21 protein-coding genes are annotated in these 20422 nt (G+C 46.4%); 16 read left to right on the top strand and 5 right to left on the bottom strand.

All coding sequences use genetic code 11. The features are described 5' to 3' along the window. Positions 1-47 precede the first annotated feature (47 nt). Positions 48-830: a PP2C family serine/threonine-protein phosphatase gene (locus CHH53_RS14790; protein ID WP_095216905.1), complete on the bottom strand. Its 783-nt coding sequence runs from the start codon at positions 828-830 to the stop codon at positions 48-50. A 161-nt stretch (positions 831-991) separates the two neighbouring features. Here CHH53_RS14790 and tsaE point away from each other — a divergent pair, with 161 nt between their 5' ends. The 4 genes from tsaE to tsaD are packed head-to-tail and all read left to right on the top strand — an operon-like array spanning position 992 to position 3568. Further along, complete coding sequence (gene tsaE / locus CHH53_RS14785; RefSeq protein WP_233135132.1) at positions 992-1423, top strand: tRNA (adenosine(37)-N6)-threonylcarbamoyltransferase complex ATPase subunit type 1 TsaE; 432 nt, start codon at positions 992-994, stop codon at positions 1421-1423. Next, positions 1420-2118, top strand: coding sequence for a tRNA (adenosine(37)-N6)-threonylcarbamoyltransferase complex dimerization subunit type 1 TsaB (tsaB, locus tag CHH53_RS14780; RefSeq protein ID WP_095216903.1), 699 nt, complete (start codon positions 1420-1422; stop codon positions 2116-2118). The genes tsaE and tsaB overlap by 4 nt, the downstream gene beginning before the upstream one ends. Next, positions 2115-2564: a ribosomal protein S18-alanine N-acetyltransferase gene (gene rimI / locus CHH53_RS14775; protein WP_369819901.1), complete on the top strand. Its 450-nt coding sequence runs from the start codon at positions 2115-2117 to the stop codon at positions 2562-2564. The genes tsaB and rimI overlap by 4 nt, the downstream gene beginning before the upstream one ends. Beyond that, the gene (gene tsaD / locus CHH53_RS14770; RefSeq protein WP_095216902.1) at positions 2561-3568 is read left to right on the top strand and encodes a tRNA (adenosine(37)-N6)-threonylcarbamoyltransferase complex transferase subunit TsaD; all 1008 of its coding nucleotides are present in this window, start codon (positions 2561-2563) and stop codon (positions 3566-3568) included. Before rimI ends, tsaD begins: the two co-directional genes overlap by 4 nt. A gap of 187 nt (positions 3569-3755) precedes the next feature. Here the strand turns inward: tsaD and CHH53_RS14765 are convergent, their stop codons facing one another. Further along, complete coding sequence (locus tag CHH53_RS14765; protein WP_095216901.1) at positions 3756-5711, bottom strand: ABC transporter ATP-binding protein; 1956 nt, start codon at positions 5709-5711, stop codon at positions 3756-3758. A 453-nt stretch (positions 5712-6164) separates the two neighbouring features. Between CHH53_RS14765 and CHH53_RS14760 the strand changes: the two genes are divergently transcribed. The 3 genes from CHH53_RS14760 (at position 6165) to CHH53_RS14750 (ending at position 8395) form a co-directional block, all read left to right on the top strand. Next, a complete protein-coding gene (locus CHH53_RS14760; protein ID WP_093727117.1) occupies positions 6165-6791 on the top strand; it encodes a redox-sensing transcriptional repressor Rex in 627 nt (208 codons plus the stop codon). Between the two features lie 129 nt (positions 6792-6920). Further along, positions 6921-7646: an ABC transporter ATP-binding protein gene (locus tag CHH53_RS14755; protein ID WP_095216900.1), complete on the top strand. Its 726-nt coding sequence runs from the start codon at positions 6921-6923 to the stop codon at positions 7644-7646. Next, positions 7643-8395, top strand: a complete 753-nt coding sequence (locus CHH53_RS14750; RefSeq protein WP_095216899.1) for an ABC transporter permease — start codon at positions 7643-7645, stop codon at positions 8393-8395. The genes CHH53_RS14755 and CHH53_RS14750 overlap by 4 nt, the downstream gene beginning before the upstream one ends. Positions 8396-8434: 39 nt before the next feature. On the opposite strand, the gene CHH53_RS14745 is transcribed toward CHH53_RS14750, so the two are convergent. Continuing rightward, complete coding sequence (locus tag CHH53_RS14745) at positions 8435-8815, bottom strand: hypothetical protein (protein WP_095216898.1); 381 nt, start codon at positions 8813-8815, stop codon at positions 8435-8437. A gap of 173 nt (positions 8816-8988) precedes the next feature. Between CHH53_RS14745 and CHH53_RS14740 the strand changes: the two genes are divergently transcribed. The 3 genes from CHH53_RS14740 to CHH53_RS14730 are packed head-to-tail and all read left to right on the top strand — an operon-like array spanning position 8989 to position 11543. Beyond that, positions 8989-9411, top strand: coding sequence for a universal stress protein (locus CHH53_RS14740; RefSeq protein WP_158221576.1), 423 nt, complete (start codon positions 8989-8991; stop codon positions 9409-9411). Between the two features lie 43 nt (positions 9412-9454). After that, positions 9455-10888 (top strand): MDR family MFS transporter, encoded by a 1434-nt coding sequence (locus CHH53_RS14735; protein ID WP_369819899.1) that lies wholly within the window; start codon positions 9455-9457, stop codon positions 10886-10888. Further along, on the top strand, positions 10881-11543 hold the full coding sequence (locus CHH53_RS14730; RefSeq protein WP_095216895.1) for a haloacid dehalogenase type II: 663 nt from the start codon (positions 10881-10883) through the stop codon (positions 11541-11543). Before CHH53_RS14735 ends, CHH53_RS14730 begins: the two co-directional genes overlap by 8 nt. Positions 11544-11589: 46 nt before the next feature. Here the strand turns inward: CHH53_RS14730 and CHH53_RS14725 are convergent, their stop codons facing one another. Then, the gene (locus tag CHH53_RS14725; RefSeq protein WP_095216894.1) at positions 11590-12756 is read right to left on the bottom strand and encodes an iron-containing alcohol dehydrogenase; all 1167 of its coding nucleotides are present in this window, start codon (positions 12754-12756) and stop codon (positions 11590-11592) included. A gap of 142 nt (positions 12757-12898) precedes the next feature. Here CHH53_RS14725 and hxlR point away from each other — a divergent pair, with 142 nt between their 5' ends. The 3 genes from hxlR (at position 12899) to CHH53_RS14710 (ending at position 16539) form a co-directional block, all read left to right on the top strand. After that, positions 12899-13270, top strand: coding sequence for a transcriptional activator HxlR (hxlR, locus tag CHH53_RS14720; RefSeq protein WP_095216893.1), 372 nt, complete (start codon positions 12899-12901; stop codon positions 13268-13270). 325 nt (positions 13271-13595) lie between these two features. Continuing rightward, complete coding sequence (locus tag CHH53_RS14715) at positions 13596-15257, top strand: catalase (protein ID WP_095216892.1); 1662 nt, start codon at positions 13596-13598, stop codon at positions 15255-15257. Between the two features lie 442 nt (positions 15258-15699). Further along, positions 15700-16539 carry a CPBP family intramembrane glutamic endopeptidase gene (locus tag CHH53_RS14710; protein WP_095216891.1) on the top strand — a complete coding sequence of 280 codons (840 nt, stop codon included), beginning with the start codon at positions 15700-15702 and terminating at the stop codon, positions 16537-16539. Positions 16540-16581: 42 nt separating this feature from the next. On the opposite strand, the gene CHH53_RS14705 is transcribed toward CHH53_RS14710, so the two are convergent. Further along, a complete protein-coding gene (locus CHH53_RS14705) occupies positions 16582-17496 on the bottom strand; it encodes an iron-hydroxamate ABC transporter substrate-binding protein (protein ID WP_095216890.1) in 915 nt (304 codons plus the stop codon). A 270-nt stretch (positions 17497-17766) separates the two neighbouring features. On the opposite strand from CHH53_RS14705, the gene CHH53_RS14700 reads away from it, so the two are divergent. From CHH53_RS14700 to CHH53_RS14690, 3 genes are all read left to right on the top strand, one after another. After that, positions 17767-18537: a TSUP family transporter gene (locus tag CHH53_RS14700; protein WP_095216889.1), complete on the top strand. Its 771-nt coding sequence runs from the start codon at positions 17767-17769 to the stop codon at positions 18535-18537. 203 nt (positions 18538-18740) lie between these two features. Then, positions 18741-19703 (top strand): LacI family DNA-binding transcriptional regulator, encoded by a 963-nt coding sequence (locus CHH53_RS14695; protein WP_095216888.1) that lies wholly within the window; start codon positions 18741-18743, stop codon positions 19701-19703. Positions 19704-19734: 31 nt separating this feature from the next. Next, entirely contained in the window at positions 19735-20412 is a 678-nt protein-coding gene (locus tag CHH53_RS14690; RefSeq protein ID WP_095216887.1) for a DUF554 domain-containing protein, read from the top strand. Positions 20413-20422: the final 10 nt, after the last annotated feature.

Here is a 20422-nt window from a genome sequence, read left to right as displayed (position 1 = left end):
TACATAAGATCATTCAAAAGCTTTAGGAGTTAATCCTAAAGCTTTTTTTATATGTGTATTTCCCAGCACATCAGTGTAATGCTTTCCGCCGCACCTGCAGCTTGGGCATTTCTTAGCAATGTCTGCAGGAAATGTGGTGCGCTCTCGCTCTTATTAAAAGCACGTTGCAAACGGGATGCATTTTTATATGGGGAAACTGGGAAGCATTGCAAACCTATTGTAGACAATAAGATATGATTGCTTCCGTCTGCGAGAGGTATTATGCCCATATTATAGGCAGGTACATCTTGATCGAAGGTATTGTCAGCGCCGATTCGACTGGAACGGTTTTGCTGATTCAACTGGATGGAGCTCGAATGATCCGAGATGGATGACAAATGAAAAAGTGCATTCTCGCCGATGGACAGCCAATACAAATAGCCTGCTTTTCGCACGGCAATCAAACAAGAGCTATTCCCATTCACCTTGGCGGCAGTCGATCGGAAACGGACACTGTTGAACATACTCATGAGAAAGCTGTCGATCTTTTTGATTGCGCTGGAAACATCTTCCTCAAGAGTTTCAATGATTTTCCTCTGTCTAAGGATAAGCGAGTCGGCAATGAAGGCAGCGCTTTCGACAGTGTGCTCTGCTCCCATGATGGCTGCAAGCTCCCAATCGCTCCCTGTAAAGATGAGACAAGCATCCTCATTCTTATAGGCGCCGTGTGCAATGCTGCCGCCGAAACGCCCGATCCATATATGTTGGTATCTGTGCAGATCGACTTGATCCAAATAGGATTTCATTTCACCATTCCAGCTGTAGCTGTACATCTGTTCCAATGCTTCCATATGCATGCTCCTTTATTAGCTGATAGTATAACTATTCTCCATAAATTCAGGAAAGCCTTTTTGTTTCTGGTGCTTTTGCTTTTAGGCTATACTTTGCTATGATAAATAGATGAATAAAGAAAGCGAGTCAGGTGATGGTAATGACCCATTTAAGGAAGACGATGCATACAATAGAAGAAACCAATTCGTTCGGCCGGCAGCTTGCTGAACTGCTGCAGCCAGGAGACATCATTACAATGGAAGGTGACCTTGGTGCAGGTAAGACGACACTGACAAAAGCGATTGGAGCTGGTCTGGGTGTGAAACGGACGATCAACAGCCCAACTTTTACCATTATCAAGGAATACGACGGACGCCTGCCATTATATCATATGGATGTATATCGGCTGGAGGACAGTGAGGAAGATATTGGTTTTGAAGAATATTTTTCAGGTGAAGGTGTTTCCATTGTGGAATGGGCGCAATTCATTGAAGAGTACTTGCCAAAGGAGCGATTGGAGCTTACGCTCAAGCATGATGGAGAAGGAAGGACGATCATGCTTAAGCCCATCGGTGAACGTTATGAAAAGCTTTGTAAGGAGTTAATGGAATGAATATATTAGCCATGGATACATCCAATCAGCTGCTGGGAGTAGCGATTGTGAAGGATGGTGTAACATTGGGTGAACATGTCATGCATGGTCACAGGGATCACTCTGTTCGTTTGCTTCCGGCAATCGAACAATTGATGAAAGAAACAAAAACGGCACCAGCCGACTTGGATCGGATTGTCGTCGGACAAGGACCTGGTTCCTATACAGGTGTGCGAATCAGTATGGCCACTGCCAAGACAATGGCATGGGCACTTGGCATCGATGTGATCGGTGTTTCAAGCCTTGAGGGGCTTGCCAGTCAAGGGGAGTTATTCCCCGGTTATGTCTGTCCTTTCTTTGATGCACGCAGGGGGCAGGTATATACAGCCCTTTACGCCAGTAATGAGGCGTCTTTTGAGCAGGCTGAGGAAGCAGTTAATCCTCTTTTTTCGGATTGGCTCGAACAACTGCGGACAAGAGAAGGGAAAATTCTATTCTTGAGTCCGGATATCGAAATGTATCGCAGTATGATCACGGAGATGTTAGGTGAGAAAGCAGTTATTCCGGACGGCGCTGTACATTATGCGCGGCCTTCCGTCCTGGCACAAATCGGGGCTGCAAAGAAAACGGATGATGTGCATCGGATTGTACCGAACTATGTCCGGATGACGGAGGCGGAATCAAATTGGCTGAAACAGCAGGAGCAGCAGAAGTGAGTGCGCAAGTAACGGTCCGTCCGATGCGATTAGCCGATGTGCCGGCTGTCTATGCAATCGAGACAGCATCATTTGCTGTACCATGGTCCATGGACATCTTTGAACGAGAGATCACCGAGAATAACTTTGCAAATTATTTTGTCATTGAAAGCGATGGTGTAATAGCTGGTTATTGCGGGATGTGGCTTGTCATCGATGAGGCACAAATAACGAATATCGCGATCCTTCCTGAGTACAGGGGACAAAAACTGGGTGAGAAGCTGTTTGCGCATGTCTTGGAGCAGGCAATCTTTGCAGGTGCTTACCGTTTGTCTCTTGAAGTACGCGTATCCAATATACCGGCGCAGCATTTATATCGGAAATTCGGATTGGTGCCGGGTGGCATTCGGAAAAACTATTATACAGACAATCAAGAAGATGCGATTGTAATGTGGGTGAATTTATGAAAACATCAGAACTTATCTTAGCAATAGAAACTAGCTGTGATGAAACAGCAGCTGCCGTCATTGAAGGGGGAAGGGTGATCAGATCGAATATCGTTGCTTCCCAAATCGAAAGTCATAAGCGCTTTGGCGGTGTAGTACCGGAAATAGCATCCAGGCATCATGTGGAACAGATAACGCTCGTCATTGAAGAAGCTATCCGGCAGGCAGGTATCCAAAAAGAAGATTTGGACGCCATTGCTGTTACGCAGGGACCTGGCCTTATCGGTGCATTGCTGGTCGGGGTGAATGCTGCCAAAGCACTGGCATTTTCCCTTGGTAAGCCTTTGATCGGTGTCCATCATATTGCTGGTCATATTTATGCCAATCGACTGGAGCAGGAGTTTGCGTTTCCGCTGCTTGCATTAGTCGTTTCAGGCGGTCATACCGAGCTTGTCCTCATGCAGGAGCATGGCAGTTTCGAGGTTATCGGAGAAACGCGTGATGACGCAGCTGGAGAGGCATATGACAAAGTGGCCAGAACATTACAGCTGCCCTATCCGGGAGGCCCCCGGATTGATAAGCTGGCAGCTGAAGGAGAACAGTCGATTGATTTCCCCCGTGCGTGGCTGGAGCCGGGAAGCTATGACTTCAGTTTTTCCGGGTTGAAATCTGCTGTGATCAATACACTGCATAATGCCAAACAAAAAGGAGAAACATTGCCGCCTGCCGATGTAGCTGCGAGCTTCCAGGCAAGCGTCGTGGATGTGCTCGTAGGCAAGACAATTCGCGCGGCCGAAGAGTTCGGTGCGAAGCAAATCATCGTCGCAGGTGGTGTCGCTGCAAATAAAGGGCTGCGAGCTTCTTTGGAAGAAGCATTTGCAGACAAGCAGGCAGAACTGCTTATTCCGCCGCTGGCTTTATGTACAGATAATGCGGCTATGATCGGAGCAGCTGCTTCCATCCTGTATCACCGAGGGAAATTTGCTGATATGTCCATGAATGCAAGAGCATCCATGCCGTTATGAAAAAAAGCATCGTTTTCGATCAAGAAAACGATGCTTTTTTTATTCACAGATAAGCCAATGATTGTGTATAACTTCTTAAAACCCGCTATTAGTATCAGGTATAGAAGTGGATAAAACAGCACGAAATAGCTGTGGATAATGTGTATAAGTTTGTGTATATCCCATTAAATCAACGATGTAAACCTATTCAGTCCTGTGCATAACTTTCGTGCTCTTCGCTTAGTGTTTCCCATTCTTCCATCACTTCCATTAAAGTCGCCTGCAGCTGCTCATTCTTCTCGGTGATCTCCTGTGCCTTCTGATAATCCTGGAAGATTTCCGGATCTGTGAGCAATGTCTCATTGCTTTCGATCTCTGTCTCCAATTCGGCGATCTTTTCTTCCAGCTCGGCAATGCGTCTTTCGCGTTTCCGGATTTCCCGCTTGAGTGCCTTGTCCTGGTGATAAGTGGATTTATTCTCCTGTCTGGCAGCTGACTGCTTCGTTTCTGCAGCAGATGCCTCCAATTCCGCAATTTCCTGCTGCTCCTGCTTCTTCTCAAGGAAATAATCATAGTTGCCTAGGTAGGAAACTATCTGTTTGTCTGCAAGTTCCAGCACCTGTGTGGCAATTTTGTTCATAAAGTATCGGTCATGGGAGACAAAGAGGATGGTGCCAGGGTAATCAGCCAATGCACTCTCCAATACTTCCTTGCTATCCAGATCCAAGTGGTTGGTAGGTTCATCCATGATTAACAGATTCGATTTCTGCATCATGAGCTTGGCCAGTGCGAGGCGGGCTTTTTCCCCACCGCTCAATGTATTGACCACTTTCAGGACGTCATCGCCAGTGAATAGGAAATTACCGAGGATGGTCCGGATATCCTTTTCGTCCATAAGCGGATATTCATCCCAAAGCTCAGCCAGAACGGTCTTGGAAGAATGGAGTTCAGTCTGTTCCTGATCATAATATCCGATGCTGACGCCGGTACCCAGCTCTACTTGTCCGGATTTAGCGGGAAGCTTTCCGATGATTGTCTTGAGCAATGTCGTTTTACCAGTTCCGTTCGGACCAGTAAGGGCAATGCGATCCTGACGGTTCATATGGAAGGTGACATGCTCGAAGACAGGGGAGGCACTCTCCGGGTATTGATAAGCTAAGTCCTTCACTTTCAATACATCATTCCCGCTGCGTCGATCGATATCGAATGTGAGTCTTGCAGATGATGCATCCTGGAGCGGACGATCGATTCGTTCCATTTTTTCCAGTTGCTTGCGTCTGCTTTGAGCCCGTTTGGTGGTTGTAGCACGGGCAATATTCTTTTGGACGAATTCCTCCATCTTTTTGATTTCGGCCTGCTGCTTTTCGTATTGCTTCATTTCCCGTTCAAAATTGGCAGCTTTCTGTTCCAGATAGCTGCTGTAATTTCCTTTATAACGGACAGAGTGATTATGGGCTATCTCAATGACGGTATTGACTGTTTTGTCGAGGAAATAACGGTCGTGCGATACGACTACGACAGCTCCCTGATAGCTGCTCAAATAACCTTCCAGCCAGTCCAGCGTGGAAATGTCCAGATGGTTGGTCGGCTCATCCAGTATCAATACATCCGGTTTTTGAAGCAGCAGCTTCCCTAAGGCAAGCCGGGTTTTCTGTCCGCCGCTCAAGGAACCGATAGGGGTGGACAGATCTTTATCGCCGAAATTAAGCCCGTTCAATACGGAGCGGATATCCGCTTCGTATTGATAGCCTCCATTCAGGCGGAAAGCCTGCTGTTTTGTATCATAATTCGTCAATAGCTGCTGGTAAGCCGCTTCATCGGAAATAAGATCGGGGTCGCCCATCTTTGCTTCCAGACGGCGTAATTCTTCTTCCTGCTGGATCAAATCAGCAAAGACGGTCTTCATTTCCTCCAAGATGCTCTTTTCGGACTCCAAGCCTGTATGCTGTTCCAAATAACCTAGGGTAGCATCTTTTGACAGGAATACATTCCCCTCGTCATAACTCAACTCCCCTGCCAGGATCTTCAGCAATGTCGATTTACCGGCACCGTTGCGACCGACGATGGCCAAACGATCCTGTGTTTGTACTTCCAGCTTTATATTTGATAAAATGACATCTGCGCCAAATAGTTTTGTAATATTGTTCGCTTGCAATAAAATCATCTTGTTCACCTCATACTATCAGTGTATCCTATGTGACAAAACAGTAGCAAGCGCCGAATTCCTGCGCGTATACGCTTTCATGCGGATGGACATCGTGAATGGATTTGTTAAAATGGAGACAAGATGCCCCAATCTCATCTTCTTTGTGAATCTGTACAAGACTTTCCTTCTCTTATCTGTTAGAATAAGGTGTTAACTATAATCGTACTTTGTGAAAGTATCATATCGTAACAATTCAAGGACGAAGCCGCAGGCAGCATCTGTAACTCCTTGCAGATGCCGGAAGGGAACCTGTCTGCAACCCATCATACCGTCTACTCGGAATGGGGCTGGGTCATATTCAGAAAAGGTAACAGAACCATGCTGTTCTAGTCCGAGAGGCCTTTTTGACCAGCTGCATGGCTGCACGAAGTTCGCTTTTGGAAGCTGCAGGCTTTAGGAGGAAAAATGAGCATGTATATGGATCAAAATAAAATACCAAAAGCTACGGCAAAGCGGCTGCCCCTTTATTATCGGTTCCTTAACAGCCTGCATCTGCAAGGCAAAACAAGGGTTTCCTCGAAGGAACTCAGTGAATCGGTGAAAGTCGACTCGGCCACAATCCGCCGTGACTTTTCCTATTTCGGAGCACTTGGCAAAAAGGGCTATGGCTATAATGTAGAGTACTTGCTGAACTTCTTCCGGAAGACACTGGATCAAGACGAGATCACGAAAGTGGCACTTATCGGGGTCGGTAATCTTGGTACAGCATTCCTGCATTATAATTTCACGAAAAATAACAATACAAAAATCGAAATGGCATTCGATACCGATCCCGGAAAAGTGGATCATAATATCGGCGGGGTCCCCGTCTACCATATCGATGATTTAGAGAAATATATCGGCAATGTAAGCGCAGCTATCCTGACGGTGCCGGCGCATGCTGCCCAAGCAATCACGGACCGCCTTGTCGAATGCGGTATTGCCGGAATCCTGAATTTTACCCCTGCGCGTATCGCAGTGCCCAGCAATATCCGTGTGCATCATATCGATCTGGCAATCGAATTGCAGTCATTGGTTTATTTTTTGAAGCACTATTAATTCCAATTCCCGCACCTCTCAAGCAGAGGTGTTTTTTCTTACATAAATTCACTGATGATCATACTTCCTTAATGCGTTTTACTCGGTTAGACTGGGGAAAGGTATCAGGAAAAGAAGGGACGTAAAAGAATGTGCCAGCAAGCCGCCATCACTTTACAGAAAGTGACGTATGAAATAAATAAGCATGAAATCATCCGCAATGTAACGGGCAGCTTCACCAAAGGCAGGATTACAGCAGTCATTGGCCCCTCAGGTGCTGGAAAGACATCACTTTTTCGGTTATGCAATGGTATGCTGTCACCAACAAGCGGGAGCATCCTGATCGATGGAAAGGATATTGCACAGTATGATCCGGTTGCCCTGCGCCGTCATGTGGGCGTCGTCCTCCAGCAGGCAATCATGCTTGAGGGCAGTGTCCGGGATAATTTGGAATTGCCGCTGCAGTTAGCTGGAAAGGGGCTGTCAAATGACATGGCAGAACAAATCACCAGGTTAGTGGGACTGGAGCGGGATATATTGGATCAAAACAGCAGGGATTTGTCAGGCGGGCAAAAGCAAAAGGTCTCCATCGCCCGGACATTGCTGAACAAGCCGGAAATCCTGCTGCTGGATGAGATAACATCTTCTTTGGACCGAGTTTCCAAGCAGGATATCGAGAATCTCATTAAACGGATCAATAAAGAGCATGGAACCACTGTCATCTGGATCACGCATAGCCTTCAGCAGGCACAGTCGGTGGCCGATGAAGTCTGGGTCATGATGGATGGGGGAATTGCCGAAGCGGGGGCCGTTGAATTATTGGATGATCCGGGGAATGAAGCTGTCAGAAGCTTTGTCATGGAGGCGGAAAAATGACTGTACAAGCCATGTTGCTTACTTTGATATTTGTCCTGATCCCGCTTTCTCTGTCCAAGACATTGCGGCTGGGACTTGAAAAGGATACACTCGTTGCCACCATTCGTTCCATCATCCAGCTGTTTGCAGTCGGATATGTATTGCAGTTCATCTTCGATTCGGAAAATATCATGTATATCCTCCTGATGGTGGCACTGATGATCGGTGCAGCAACACAAAACGCCAGGAAAAAAGGGGCATCCATCAGAGGCATCACCTGGAAGCTGGTGCTTACCTTCATTGTTATTGAAATACTGACACAAGGGATATTATTGGGGCTGCGGATCACACCGCCGACTGCGCAATATATCATTCCGTTAAGCGGGATGGTGATAGGGAACTCGATGGTGCTGGGCATTTTGTTCCTGAATCGCTTCACTGCGGAAGTGGCATCCAGAAAAGAGGAGATGGAGCTCATTTTATCACTGGGCGGTACACCGAAACAAGCGATCCAGCAATCATTGCTTGCGTCCATCAAGGCAAGCACGATCCCCACCATCGAGAGCCAAAAAACGATAGGTCTTGTTCAGCTGCCTGGTATGATGAGCGGGCAGATCATTGCCGGAGCCGATCCGCTCCAGGCAGTCATGTTCCAGCTGCTCATTCTGTTTCTTTTGCTGACAACTGCAATCGTGACAAGTATCATGCTGGGCTTTTTATCTTATCCGACGAGGTTCAATGAGCGGATGCAAATTACCGAGAATAGATAACCAATGATAAAAAATGCCGCCCCTTGGTTGGGCGGCTTTCTATTTTACAGGGAAAGGTTCCAAATCGCTATCGATTATAGCGGCATCATAGACGAAGCTGACGGTCCCTGCCTGCTGCCAAACGCCGACTTCATAATCGGCCTTTTCTCCATATAAAATAAGGTTCACATCAGCAGCTGCGTAGGACGCCTCCTGGCTCATTTCCTCGCGCTCACATTCATTGATGCATTTCAGTAAACCCTCGATGTATCCTTTGTCGGTAATCGTTTCTGATGGCTCTGCTGCTTCTGCCTTGTATACTTCTATCCGTTCGATCTTATCCTTAATGACTGTCTTCTCATCGAAGGCAGCAAATGTCCAGACAACCACTCCGGTAATCAAAAGGCATATAACAATGAAACTGATAGTCTTGGCAATCATATGTAAGCCCCCGATCTTTTCTCCATCATCTCATACTTTTCCAAATGGATATTTAATGTTATTGTTAATTTCATACAATGAAATTTCGGGTGCCGAAGCTTTTTTGTCTTCTCGTTTGTGCGGATCATTTTAGGGGAAATGGCTACTATCATGGTTTTGGAGGAGGCGCTATTATGTACGAAAAGATTCTTTTGGCCGTCGACGGTTCGGAGCACTCGATCCGAGCGACAGAGGAAGTAATCAAAATCTGTCAGGCAAGTGCACATCCTGTACAGCTTGAAGTAGTCAATGCTTTGCAGGAGATAAAGAATAGTGAGATCGTTCTGCAGCAGGTGAAGCCCGATGATGTGCATCGTGATGGGGAGCTGCGCATCCAGCCTAATGAAGAGAAGCTTCGGAATGCGAATATCCCTTATACCCGTACGATCGAACGAGGCGATGCCGGAAAAATGATTGCCAATAAAGCCAACAATGATGCGTTTGACTTGGTTGTCATTGGGACGCGCGGCTTGAACGGATTCCAAAAGCTAGTGGTAGGAAGTGTGAGTACCGAGGTGATAAAAAGAGCGAAATGCCCAGTATTGGTCGTGAAATAGAAAGCGCTGACAACCGGGGCAAAGCGAAAGAACGGTAGGGAGCATGCATGTGGGTAAACTAGAATCCAAATGGTTGGTCGTTGTTGCTGTCCTATTCGGGACATTCACTGTCATTTTGAATAATAGTATGCTTAATCCGGCGTTGCCATCGCTGATTGCCACTTTCGATGCCAATGCTGTCAGTGGGGGCTGGATCCTGACGATTTTCATGGTGGCAATGGGAATGACCATGCCTGTCACAGGTTACTTGGGAGATCGATTCGGCAAGAAGTCGATTTACTTGCTGGGTCTCGTCGTTTTCCTGGCGGGGTCCGTCTTTGGGATCTTTTCCGGCAGTCTGCCATTCGTCATCGCGGCACGCTTTATCCAAGGTATCGGCGGCGGTTTGATGATGCCGATTTCGATGGCACTCATTTTCCAAGCCTTCCCGAAGCAGGAACGCGGTCTTGCTGTCGGTGTATATGGTGTGGCGGCGATGGTGGCTCCTGCCATCGGACCGACAGTCGGCGGTGTATTGATTGCTTACTTCCCCTGGCCTTTTCTGTTCGCTTTCAACCTCCCATTTGGCCTTCTCGGTTTATTGATGGCCAGCCGCTACTTGAAATCGACTGTGCCTGATCCGAAGCGCCGCTTCGATAAAGGCGGTTTCGTGTTCGTGACGCTTGGCATTGGCTTGGTTCTGTATGCATTGGGACGCGGGCAGACATTGGATGTGCTTGTATCGCCATCTAATTTGGCGCTTATTGCTGCAGGTATGACAGCGATAGCGATTTTTGTTTTTTACGAACGACGAAAGGATCAGCCGCTATTGGAGCTATCGCTCTTCCGTAATCCAACATATGCGGTTTCGATAGCAGTGACAGCGACAGCATCCATCGGGCTGTTCTCAGGGATTTTCCTATTGCCGCTGCTGATCCAAAATGTTTACGGTCTCTGTGAGATACAGACAGGATTGCTCTTTCTGCCGGCAGCATTGCTGAGCGGGGGCATGATGTCACTGGGAGGCCGGCTATTGGATAAAAAAGGGCCGCGATGGGTCGTCCCGCCTGGTTTGTTGATTTTGGCAATATCCACTTTCCTGATCGGAAACTTGCATTTATCTACGCCTTTCTGGCTGATCCTTGTCATCAATATGATCAGAGGAGCGGGATTGGGCCTGAGTAATATGCCAGCCACGACTGCAGGTATGAACGACATACCAGAGCATCTTGTCTCGCAAGGTTCTGCGATGAACAATGTCCTTCGTCAAATATTTTCAGCTTTCGGAATCGTGTTTTTCAGCATCTATTTCGAGGTGCGCCGAGCACATTTGACGGCGGCAGGGGAGGCTGCACAGCAGGCAAGTCTGCAAACGATCAATGAGGCGTTTGTCATTTCCGGTATCCTGATGCTTGTCATGGTTCCGATATCTTTCATCATGCGGTACAAAACGGAGAAGAAGCAGGAACAGAAGGAGAAAGGAGTTTCCAATGGCTGATATAAAAGCGATTGCTTTCGATGTGTACGGTACGCTGTTCGATGTCCATAGTGTGCAGGAGGCGTGCGATCGGCATTTTCCGGGAAAAGGCGAGGCCATAGCGGCTGCATGGAGAAATAAGCAGTTGGAATATGCTTTCCTCCGCCAGCTTATGGGGCAGTATGAGCCTTTTACCAATGTAACAAGAGATGCTCTGCAGTATACCTTGGAGATGCATGGATGCAGTTATACAGACAAACTGATCCTGGAATTGATGGATGCCTATAACCGGCTGCTTCCCTATGAAGAAACAGAAGAAGTACTGCAGTATTTCCAAGACAGGCAGCTCGTTGTTTTTTCAAATGGACCCGATAGTATGCTGAAACCACTCTTAGGGCATGCGAAGCTTGATGCATACTTCGATATGATCATCAGTGTCGATGAAATAAAACAATACAAGCCAGCCACGGCTTCTTATGCTTATTTATTGAAGCGATTGGATGTGAAGCGGGAAGAGCTGCTCTTTTTATCCTCGAATGGCTGGGATATTGCCGGTGCGAAGAATTTCGGCTTTCATACAGCTTGGATTGATCGTAAAGGAACACCAGCCGAGAAATTGGGGCAGGCACCGGATAAGGTATATGAAGATCTGAAGGATGTAAAAAGCGAATGGTAACAAGAAACACCTGGAGAAATCGATCCCTCCAGGTGTTATTTTAGGTTTAGAAATCTACGTCTTTTCCTTCGAACGCGGCAATATACAGCTGTTTCATTTGTTCTGCTGAAGTTTCGCGCGGGTTGGTTCCGGTACATGGATCTGTAACTGCATTGGCAGCCATCTCCTCCACGTGGGCATTGAATAACGCTTCGCTGACGCCGAAGTCACGCAAATTCAATGGAATATCCATTTGTCGATTCAGATCACGTATCCATTCGATCAGGGAATCCGTCAGTTCGGAATCATTATCACCGCTTAGCTGCAGGCGGCGGGCCAGGGCAGCGTATCTTTCCTCGGAGACAGTCCGATTGAATTGGATGACATACGGCAAATAGATTGCATTCGCCAATCCATGGGCGATTCCGAAAGTGGGACCGCTTTTATGGGCCATACTATGGACATTGCCAAGTACGGCATTGGCGAATGCCATCCCAGCCATTGCTTGAGCATAATGGACTTGCTCACGGGAGATGCGCTCGCCATTATAAGATGGAATCAGGTGATTACGGAGAATCTCTGCCCCTTCGATTGCCAGGGAATCCGTGAATACAGTTCTTGGCTTGGCAACATAGGATTCGATGCAATGCGTCACAGCATCCATGCCAGTGAAGGCAGTGATGTTTTTGGGCATGTCGAAAATGGTAATCGGATCGATGATGGCGATGTCCGGCGTAAGTTCAAAGTCGGCCAATGGATATTTGATGTTTGTTGTGGAATCAGTCACGACAGAAAGGTTCGAAATTTCCGATGCGCTGCCGCTTGTTGTAGGAATACCGATGAACTTGGCCTTGGAGCGCAATGCTGGCAATTCGAATGGTTTGGCGGCATCTTCAAATGATAATCCAGGGTGCTCATAAAACACCCACATCGCTTTGGCTGCATCCATGACGGAACCGCCGCCGATACCGATGATCCAGTCAGGATTGAATTCCCGGAAGGCTTCCAATGCTTCATTGATTTTATCAGTTGTAGGTTCCTCCCGGATGCCTTCTGTTATTTCTGTCTGGATGCCGGCTTTTGCAAGATGGGCCTGGACACGGTCCAGCACGCCGCTTTTTCTGACGGAACCCCCGCCAATGACGAGCATGGCTTTGTTTCCTTCGATGCTTTCCAGAACCTTCAAGGCACCTTCGCCAAAGTAAATATCCCGGGGTATGGTGAATCTGTTCAAGTGATATCCCTCCTAGGTTGAGTGGTATAACCAAATAGGTTATCCTTTGCAACTTTCATTATAGGAATTATACTTTTTCTATGTAAGTACGCACTTTTTTCTTACATAGTGACGAATAGTATACTGTAAGGAGGAATGGCGGATGAGTCGTTTAGAGAAACAAAAATTCAATTGTGAGAAGGAACTGACGCTGTCCATCATCGGCGGGAAGTGGAAAATGCTGATCATGTGGCATTTGGGCAAGGAAGGAACGAAACGCTTCAATGAATTGAAGGGACTGATTCCGGGTATTACGCAGCGCATGCTCGTTTCCCAGCTTCGGGAATTGGAGGACGATAAAATTGTACATAGGGAAGTGTATCCGGTCGTCCCGCCAAAAGTTGAATATTCCCTGACCGAAGAAGGCCTTTCCTTGCTGCCGATACTTGATGCGATGTATGAGTGGGGAAAGAACTATGCAAGCACTGTCCTGAAGGATACGGATGTACTGGTGAGCGATTCTGCATTCAAGTAAATAAAGCTCCTTTCGGCTTCCATACGAGAAATACCCATTCCGCCAGCGGCGGAATGGGTATTTCTCATTTGTCGCCATTATGGAAGAAGGGAGGGGTGAAATAAGAAAAATAATCCGTAAAAAACGCTTAAGATTGGTTCCATCAGGGAAGGATTCCATTAGGAGTCAATTATTCGCATGAATTTTTCTTAGGATTTAAACTAAATTCAATTTTATGGTAATCAATGTGAAATGATATTGATTATTGAAGGTGGCATACTTATTTTAGTTTGAAATGTCATTTTTCAGGAAAGATAAGACTGAATACTTTAAGGAGGTTTTTATTTTGGCAGAGAACAAAGATGTGAATTCCTCAAATGAACAAGACGTAAAACGCGATACCTTGACAACACGCCAGGGACATCCTGTCTTGGATAACCAGAATATCCGTACAATAGGCGATCGCGGTCCGGCAACACTGGAGAATTACCATTTCATCGAGAAGATTTCCCACTTTGACCGGGAAGAAGTACCAGAGCGTGTCGTACATGCACGGGGAACGGGAGCATTCGGCTATTTTGAAACATACGGAAAAGTAGGGGATGAACCGGTAGAGAAGTATACGCGCGCAAAAGTATTTTCCGGTGCCGGTAAAAAAACGCCTTTGATGGTCCGCTTCTCCACAGTGGCAGGGGCGAAGGATTCACCTGAAACGGATCGGGATCCGCGCGGCTTTGCCGTGAAAATGTATACAGAGGATGGAAACTGGGATCTGGTCGGGAACAACCTTAAGATCTTCTTTATCCGTGACGCAATGAAATTCCCTGATATGATTCATGCGTTCAAAGCAGATCCAGCTTCAAACGTTCCGAATCCAGCCCGCATGTTCGACTTTGTATCCCGCAGTCCCGAAGCAACCCATATGATTACATTCCTATTCTCTCCATGGGGTATCCCGGCTACCTATCGCCATATGCAAGGTTCCGGCGTAAACACCTATAAATGGGTAAATGATAAAGGTGAAGCTGTATTGGTCAAGTACCACTGGGAGCCGAAGCAAGGTATTCGCAATCTGACAACAGAAGAAGCAAGGAAAATCCAAGCGAAAACCGTCGGCCATGCTACCCAGGATTTGTACGAGGCAATTGAACGGGGAGAGTACCCTGAATGGGAACTATATGTGCAGATCATGGAAGACGGTTATCATCCGGAATTGGATTTTGATCCGCTTGACGATACTAAACTATGGCCGGAGGATAAGTTCCCATGGCTGCCGGTCGGGAAAATGGTCCTTAATCGCAATCCAGTCGATTACCATGCGGAAATTGAGCAAGCAGCCTTTGGTACTGGTGTTCTTGTTGATGGGATGGACTTCTCGGATGATAAAATGCTCCAGGGACGTACCTTCTCTTATTCGGATACACAGCGCTACCGTGTAGGGGCGAACTATCTGCAGTTGCCTGTCAATGCACCTAAAGCGCCTGTCCGCACTAACCAGCACCGCGGTCAAATGGATACACGTGATCCGAAAGAGTCTGGGGAAAATCCATCGATCAACTATGAGCCATCCATGGTCGGGGGATATCAGGAGGAAGGTAAAGGGAATCGCAAGCCGCATCAGCCGACGTATAATGCTGCGGCGATGTCTGCACCGATCGACCGCCCCAACAATTATGGACAAGCTGGTCACACATACCGGAGCTTCGAAGATTGGGAGCGCGATGAATTGATCAAGAACCTTTCCGAAGCGCTTGCGATATGCGATAAACGAATCCAGGATGCGATGATCCATCACTTCACACAAGCCGATGAAGAATATGGCCGCCGTGTGAAGGAAGGTATCGAAAAAGTAATGAAAGAAGCCCAGGAAGCAAAAATGGACAACCAAGTTCCAGGCCGTGAAGCAGGTCAGTCAAAATTCGGTCAAGGTATGGGTCAAGGTACAATAGCAGCCAACGAAGCAACAGATGAGGCTGTGAAGAAAAGCCGCGAAACGGATCCTTACTGAGTCATATAGGAAAAAAGAGGAGTGCCGGAAGGCCAGTGACCCTGACTTTCCGGCGCTCTTCTTTTTAGTATCTCACAGAATGGAGAGTGCTGAATATACAAGCAGTAAACACATTGCGACATTGATTGGTTTTGTATAGCTGTTGAAGAACTTCTTGAATGCAGATCCGAAAGCTGATCATAGAAGCAGGCCTGAACAGCTGACTTTCGAACGCGCCAAGGATAAAGCGAAAGTATGATGTGCCAAGCTCAAATCGTTTATGATTTGGGCTTTTTTGTCTGCTGCCGGACATCCGGGCCATAGAGAAATACTATAAGGAAGACGCTGGAAAATATTATATAATTTTAATGGTAGTTCACTAAACTTTCAGTGAGCCATTTTTAGCGGGGCAGGGTTCTTATTATCCATCTTGATTGGGGACTAGATTAGAGAGGACAGCGTCATGAAAAAGTTACTGACTACATGTTTGAAAACGATCATCTTTTTTATCGGATGGGCGATTATCATTTCTTTTACGCCCGATATACAAACGAATAATCCAGCATTCTTGAGATTATGGTGGGAGTTTTCCCCCTTTGCGGTAGTTGCTTTATTTTCTGTTTTCTTTGTTCTTATCATAGAAAAGGGGAAAATACGGATTCCGATAACTTACGGATTCTTTAAAAATTCACTGATCGGCATGGCAGCAGGTATCCTATGGCTGGGGAGTGTGGCAGCGATCCTATTCCTTACAAAAACATTGCATATAACAGGTCACAGCCATATTGATTTTATCTGGGTTTGGATTTTGGCCTCCCTATTGAATGCTGCTATGCAGGAATTGCTGATGAGAGGTTATCTATATCAGTTATGGAAGCAAAAATATAATGCAGCTGCGGCAGCTGTTTTTACTACCATCTTATTTACAGTGATGCACGGCGGAGCTTTTGAAGCAGGTATGATCGCAGTATTCAATGTCGTTTCGATGAGTATATTTGCTACATTGCTTTTAGAATATACAGGTACGATTACAGCCCCCATAATAGCCCACTTTACTTGGAATACGATTGGAGCGATTGTACTTGGCGGTGTATCATTGGCGAGTGATTATCCAAATCTCTTGAACAGTTCCTTTCAAGGAAATCAATTATTATCAGGCGGCATATATAAAATGGAAGGCAGTATCATTGTTTCAATCGTCCATGTCATCTTCATTGGCTATTTATTGATCGTGAATAAAAGTAAATCCAATGCAACATCATATGAATCAAGATTCATTGCAAATAAAAAGGAGCTTGGATGATCCAAGCTCCTTTTTCGGCTGCGTCTTCCCATCATCCAGCACTTACTTCAAGAATTGCTCTTTGAAGAAGTCCAGCTGGTAATCCAAGGTCAATGCATCATTGAACAGGAAGGCATTTGCATCCGCAGTCAAAACATGACCTTCCTTGACAGCAGGTATTTCTTTGAAGAGTTCTGTATCCTGGTAGGAATTATCCTGGTCGCTGTATTCACTGATGACAAGATAATCACCGACATAATCAGACAGCACTTCCGGGGAAATCATCATATATCCCTCTTTTTCAGTCATTTCCTTTACTTTATCAGGCATTGCAAGGCCCATCGCTTGATAAAGGACTTCCGTACCGCGCCCCCAGCTGTCGCCAAGCACGCCCATCCCTTTGTCATAGCTCTCCATTACAGTGACAGTGGCATCTTCCCCGATTTTGGCTTTGATTTCATCGCCTGCAGCCTTGGCACGTTCCTTGAAGTCATCCACCCATTGCTGTGCTTCCTCTTCCTTATTCAGCAGTTTCCCGATTTCGACGTGCTGTGTCAGGTAATCGACCTTGTTATATGTATATGTGACAGTAGGTGCAATTTCTTTAAACTTGTCCAGATTCTTTGTTGTATCAGCTGCGATGATCAGATCAGGCTTAAGCTCAAGGATCTTTTCCACATCGTCTTCCGATACAGTTTCAGCATCTTTTAATCCATCGGCAAGCACAGGGCTGCTCTTGGCCCATTCATCGACACCGACGATATTGACACCAAGGGAAAGTACATCACCAGCATAAGATGCCAAGACCACGACTCTTTGCGGATCGGTAGGAACTTCAACCGGACCTGTTTCGGATTCGTAAGTAAAAGTCTCTTTTGTCTCTTTCTCACTTCCGTCCGCTGTGGATTCCTCTGAAGTTCCACATGCACTCAGCAAAAGTAAAAAGAGCCCAATACATGCAATCATTGCTTTTTTCATTTTATTTACCCGCCTTCTTTATGGTTTGAATCACCGAAATTTTGATAATGATAATCAATATCAATTAGGTAAATAGTAGAATGAAATCAGCATAATGTCAATGTATTTTGAAGCATAAAGAGTAATTGATGGATGCTATGTGAAGAAGTGAGCTGCATATCGTCAGGCATCATGCAGCAGAGGTTCAGAATGGACTGCTTGCATCTATTTTCCTTATGTTAAGATAAGGAGGTTGATAAAATCTTTTAAAGAAAGGGCAGGAATGACTTCATGCAATTGGAATTGGACACAATCTTAATTATCGCTCTTTTCGGATTTCTTGCCGCATTCATTGATTCTGTAGTGGGAGGGGGAGGGCTGATCACCATCCCGGCGCTGCTGTTTGCAGGCTTGAATCCTGCTGCTGCAGTGGCGACAAATAAATTGGCCGGGACGATGGGGTCATTTACAAGCACGCTTATGTTCTATCGGTCAGGCAATCTTGAACTGAAATCGGTCATGAAGTATTTTCCTTTATCGTTCATTGGCTCGCTGCTCGGCGCCTGGACCGTCCATATCATCGATCCGTCACTGTTCAAGCCGCTTATGCTGGTCATGCTGATTGCCGTGGCGATTTATACCATCATAAAAAAGGATTGGGGCAGTGTCTCGACCTTTAAGCGCTTGACGGCAAAAAGGCTGCTCATCTTCGCGGCTGTCCTTGCGCTTATTGGTTTTTATGACGGGTTTCTCGGACCGGGCACAGGCTCATTCCTCATGTTTGCGTTCCTATTCATAGGCTATGACTTCTTGCACGCAGCCGGTAACGCTAAGCTGCTGAACTTCGGCAGCAACATCGCAGCACTCATCCTCTTTATCATTTTAGGGCAAGTACACTATGCAGTCGGGCTGATCATGGGAATATCCGGAATTTTCGGCTCCATCGCTGGTTCGCGTTTTGCCATCAAGCGGGGGAGCGGCTATGTGCGGATCCTGTTCATCGTCGTAACGACAGTGCTGATTGTGAAGAATGTATATGATTACATAAAGGAGCTCATGTAAAAGTAAAAAGGCCGGTACGGCCTTTTTTGATCGAGGAAAAGTACCGGTACCAGATCACGCTCCGCCAGAACGGATCACGCTCCGATGCCCGGTACCCATATTCATAGGTTACGTGCTGAAAACGATATCAGGTCAAGTTTTTTTTGAAATAAGTAAGCGTTATACTGTTATCAAGGATAAAGCTGTGGAATAAAGGAGAGCGTATGGCGACGATTAAGGATTTAGCCAAATTGGCTGGTGTTTCGGTGACGACTGTATCCCGCGTGCTCAATGATCATCCTTATGTGAGTGAGGGGAAACGGAAGGCAGTGCTGGAAGCGATCAAGCAGACCAAGTATGAGAAAAACGTGAATGCGGTACATCTGAAAACAGGCAAGACGCAGCTGATCGGTGTCGTACTGCCTTTTTCGGATCACCCTTATTTTGGGCAGCTATTGAAGGGAATAGCAAAGCAAGCATTCAAGCATAATTATAAACTTGTATTGATTCAGACGGATTACCAGGAAAAGAGGGAAAAGGAAGCCCTGCACATGCTGCGGCAAAAACAAATAGATGCACTGATCATCTGCTCCCGGAGTTGTGATTTGGACTTGATTACATCTTACACGCAATATGGGCCGATTGTTGTAGGAGAAAAAGCGAATGGAGATACACTTTCTTCTGCTTACATCGATCATTATCAGGCTTTTCAAGATGCACTCGCCTATTTGTATGAGTCGGGACATCGGAAAATAGGTTACTCTGTCAGCAGGCTCGGCGGGACGAGCAGTAAGGAGCGAGCAGCGGCTTATCGGGATTTCCTTGCAGCGAAGGGGCTGCCATACCGATTGGATTATGTGTTTGATAAGATGTTATATTTCGAGGATGGAAAAAGACTGGTAAATCAGATCCGGCGCTTGGAGGATCCGCCATCCGCACTCATCATAACGAATGATCAAGTCGCCGCAGGCGTGATGACCTGCGCCGGCAGAGTTGGCATGCATATACCGGAAAAGCTGGCCATCATCGGTTTTGATGACCATCCGATGGCACAAATGATGGGAATCACAAGCATGCATATACCGCTTGAGGAGATGGGTGAGCATTTGTTCAAGCAGGCAGTGGAAAAGGAATCAAAAGATAAAGTATTCCGCGCCACACTGAGAAAACGTGAGACAGTGCAGTAAAGAGTCAACTGCAGTTTTGGAGGATAAGTTTATGTTTGGGACATTATTCAATGTAGCAATGATCATCATAGGAAGTACACTTGGGACCGTATTCAAGAAGGGAATGAAGGATAGATATCAAACAATCCTGCTCCAAGCCATGGGATTGGCGGCTCTGGCATTAGGGGCCAACGCAATCGTGGAGCATTTGCCGGCCAGTAAGTATTCCGTTCTTTTCATCGTCAGCTTGGCAATTGGAGCAATTCTCGGGGAAAGTCTGGATTTGGACGCAAGATTCAACCATCTCGTAAAGAAATTTTCCAAGTCAAATTTGGCAGAAGGACTATCCACAGCCATCCTCCTGTTCTGTATTGGATCTCTTTCCATATTGGGACCGGTTGAAGCGGCGCTGCATAAGGATTATTCCTATTTGATGGCCAATGGCATGCTGGATTTCGTAACCTCACTCGTCCTTGCTTCCACCTTCGGATTCGGGATAGCGATATCCGCTGGTGTTCTCTTTGTATGGCAAGGATCGATTTATATGGTGGCAAAGGCATTGGAAAGCACCGTGAATATCGATTTGCTGAATGAAGTGAGCATCGTGGGCGGCGTGCTGATCATGGCTTCTGGATTGAGCATCCTAGGGATCAAGAAATTCAAGACCATGAACTTCCTGCCTGCGCTGCTTGTCCCGCCCGTGTTCTTTTTGATTTTGAAGTTATTCTGAATCGTATGGA

Source organism: Terribacillus sp. 7520-G, assembly GCF_002271665.1.
GTDB lineage: Bacteria > Bacillota > Bacilli > Bacillales > Amphibacillaceae > Terribacillus.
Note: the sequence above shows the minus strand (reverse complement) of the source record. Positions and strands in the feature narration are given on the sequence as shown.

Excerpts from the sequence above, each read along its gene's own strand:
- CHH53_RS14735 (WP_369819899.1), top strand. The coding sequence starts at position 9,455 with ATGCATGTGGGTAAACTAGAATCCAAATGGTTGGTCGTTGTTGCTGTC.
- CHH53_RS14760 (WP_093727117.1), top strand. The coding sequence starts at position 6,165 with ATGTATATGGATCAAAATAAAATACCAAAAGCTACGGCAAAGCGGCTG.
- CHH53_RS14710 (WP_095216891.1), top strand. The coding sequence starts at position 15,700 with ATGAAAAAGTTACTGACTACATGTTTGAAAACGATCATCTTTTTTATC.
- CHH53_RS14730 (WP_095216895.1), top strand. The coding sequence starts at position 10,881 with ATGGCTGATATAAAAGCGATTGCTTTCGATGTGTACGGTACGCTGTTC.
- CHH53_RS14790 (WP_095216905.1), bottom strand. The coding sequence starts at position 830 with ATGGAAGCATTGGAACAGATGTACAGCTACAGCTGGAATGGTGAAATG.
- CHH53_RS14695 (WP_095216888.1), top strand. The coding sequence starts at position 18,741 with ATGGCGACGATTAAGGATTTAGCCAAATTGGCTGGTGTTTCGGTGACG.
- CHH53_RS14690 (WP_095216887.1), top strand. The coding sequence starts at position 19,735 with ATGTTTGGGACATTATTCAATGTAGCAATGATCATCATAGGAAGTACA.
- CHH53_RS14700 (WP_095216889.1), top strand. The coding sequence starts at position 17,767 with ATGCAATTGGAATTGGACACAATCTTAATTATCGCTCTTTTCGGATTT.
- CHH53_RS14750 (WP_095216899.1), top strand. The coding sequence starts at position 7,643 with ATGACTGTACAAGCCATGTTGCTTACTTTGATATTTGTCCTGATCCCG.
- CHH53_RS14705 (WP_095216890.1), bottom strand. The coding sequence starts at position 17,496 with ATGAAAAAAGCAATGATTGCATGTATTGGGCTCTTTTTACTTTTGCTG.
- tsaB (WP_095216903.1), top strand. The coding sequence starts at position 1,420 with ATGAATATATTAGCCATGGATACATCCAATCAGCTGCTGGGAGTAGCG.
- CHH53_RS14755 (WP_095216900.1), top strand. The coding sequence starts at position 6,921 with ATGTGCCAGCAAGCCGCCATCACTTTACAGAAAGTGACGTATGAAATA.
- CHH53_RS14765 (WP_095216901.1), bottom strand. The coding sequence starts at position 5,711 with ATGATTTTATTGCAAGCGAACAATATTACAAAACTATTTGGCGCAGAT.
- tsaD (WP_095216902.1), top strand. The coding sequence starts at position 2,561 with ATGAAAACATCAGAACTTATCTTAGCAATAGAAACTAGCTGTGATGAA.
- CHH53_RS14740 (WP_158221576.1), top strand. The coding sequence starts at position 8,989 with ATGTACGAAAAGATTCTTTTGGCCGTCGACGGTTCGGAGCACTCGATC.
- hxlR (WP_095216893.1), top strand. The coding sequence starts at position 12,899 with ATGAGTCGTTTAGAGAAACAAAAATTCAATTGTGAGAAGGAACTGACG.
- tsaE (WP_233135132.1), top strand. The coding sequence starts at position 992 with ATGCATACAATAGAAGAAACCAATTCGTTCGGCCGGCAGCTTGCTGAA.
- CHH53_RS14745 (WP_095216898.1), bottom strand. The coding sequence starts at position 8,815 with ATGATTGCCAAGACTATCAGTTTCATTGTTATATGCCTTTTGATTACC.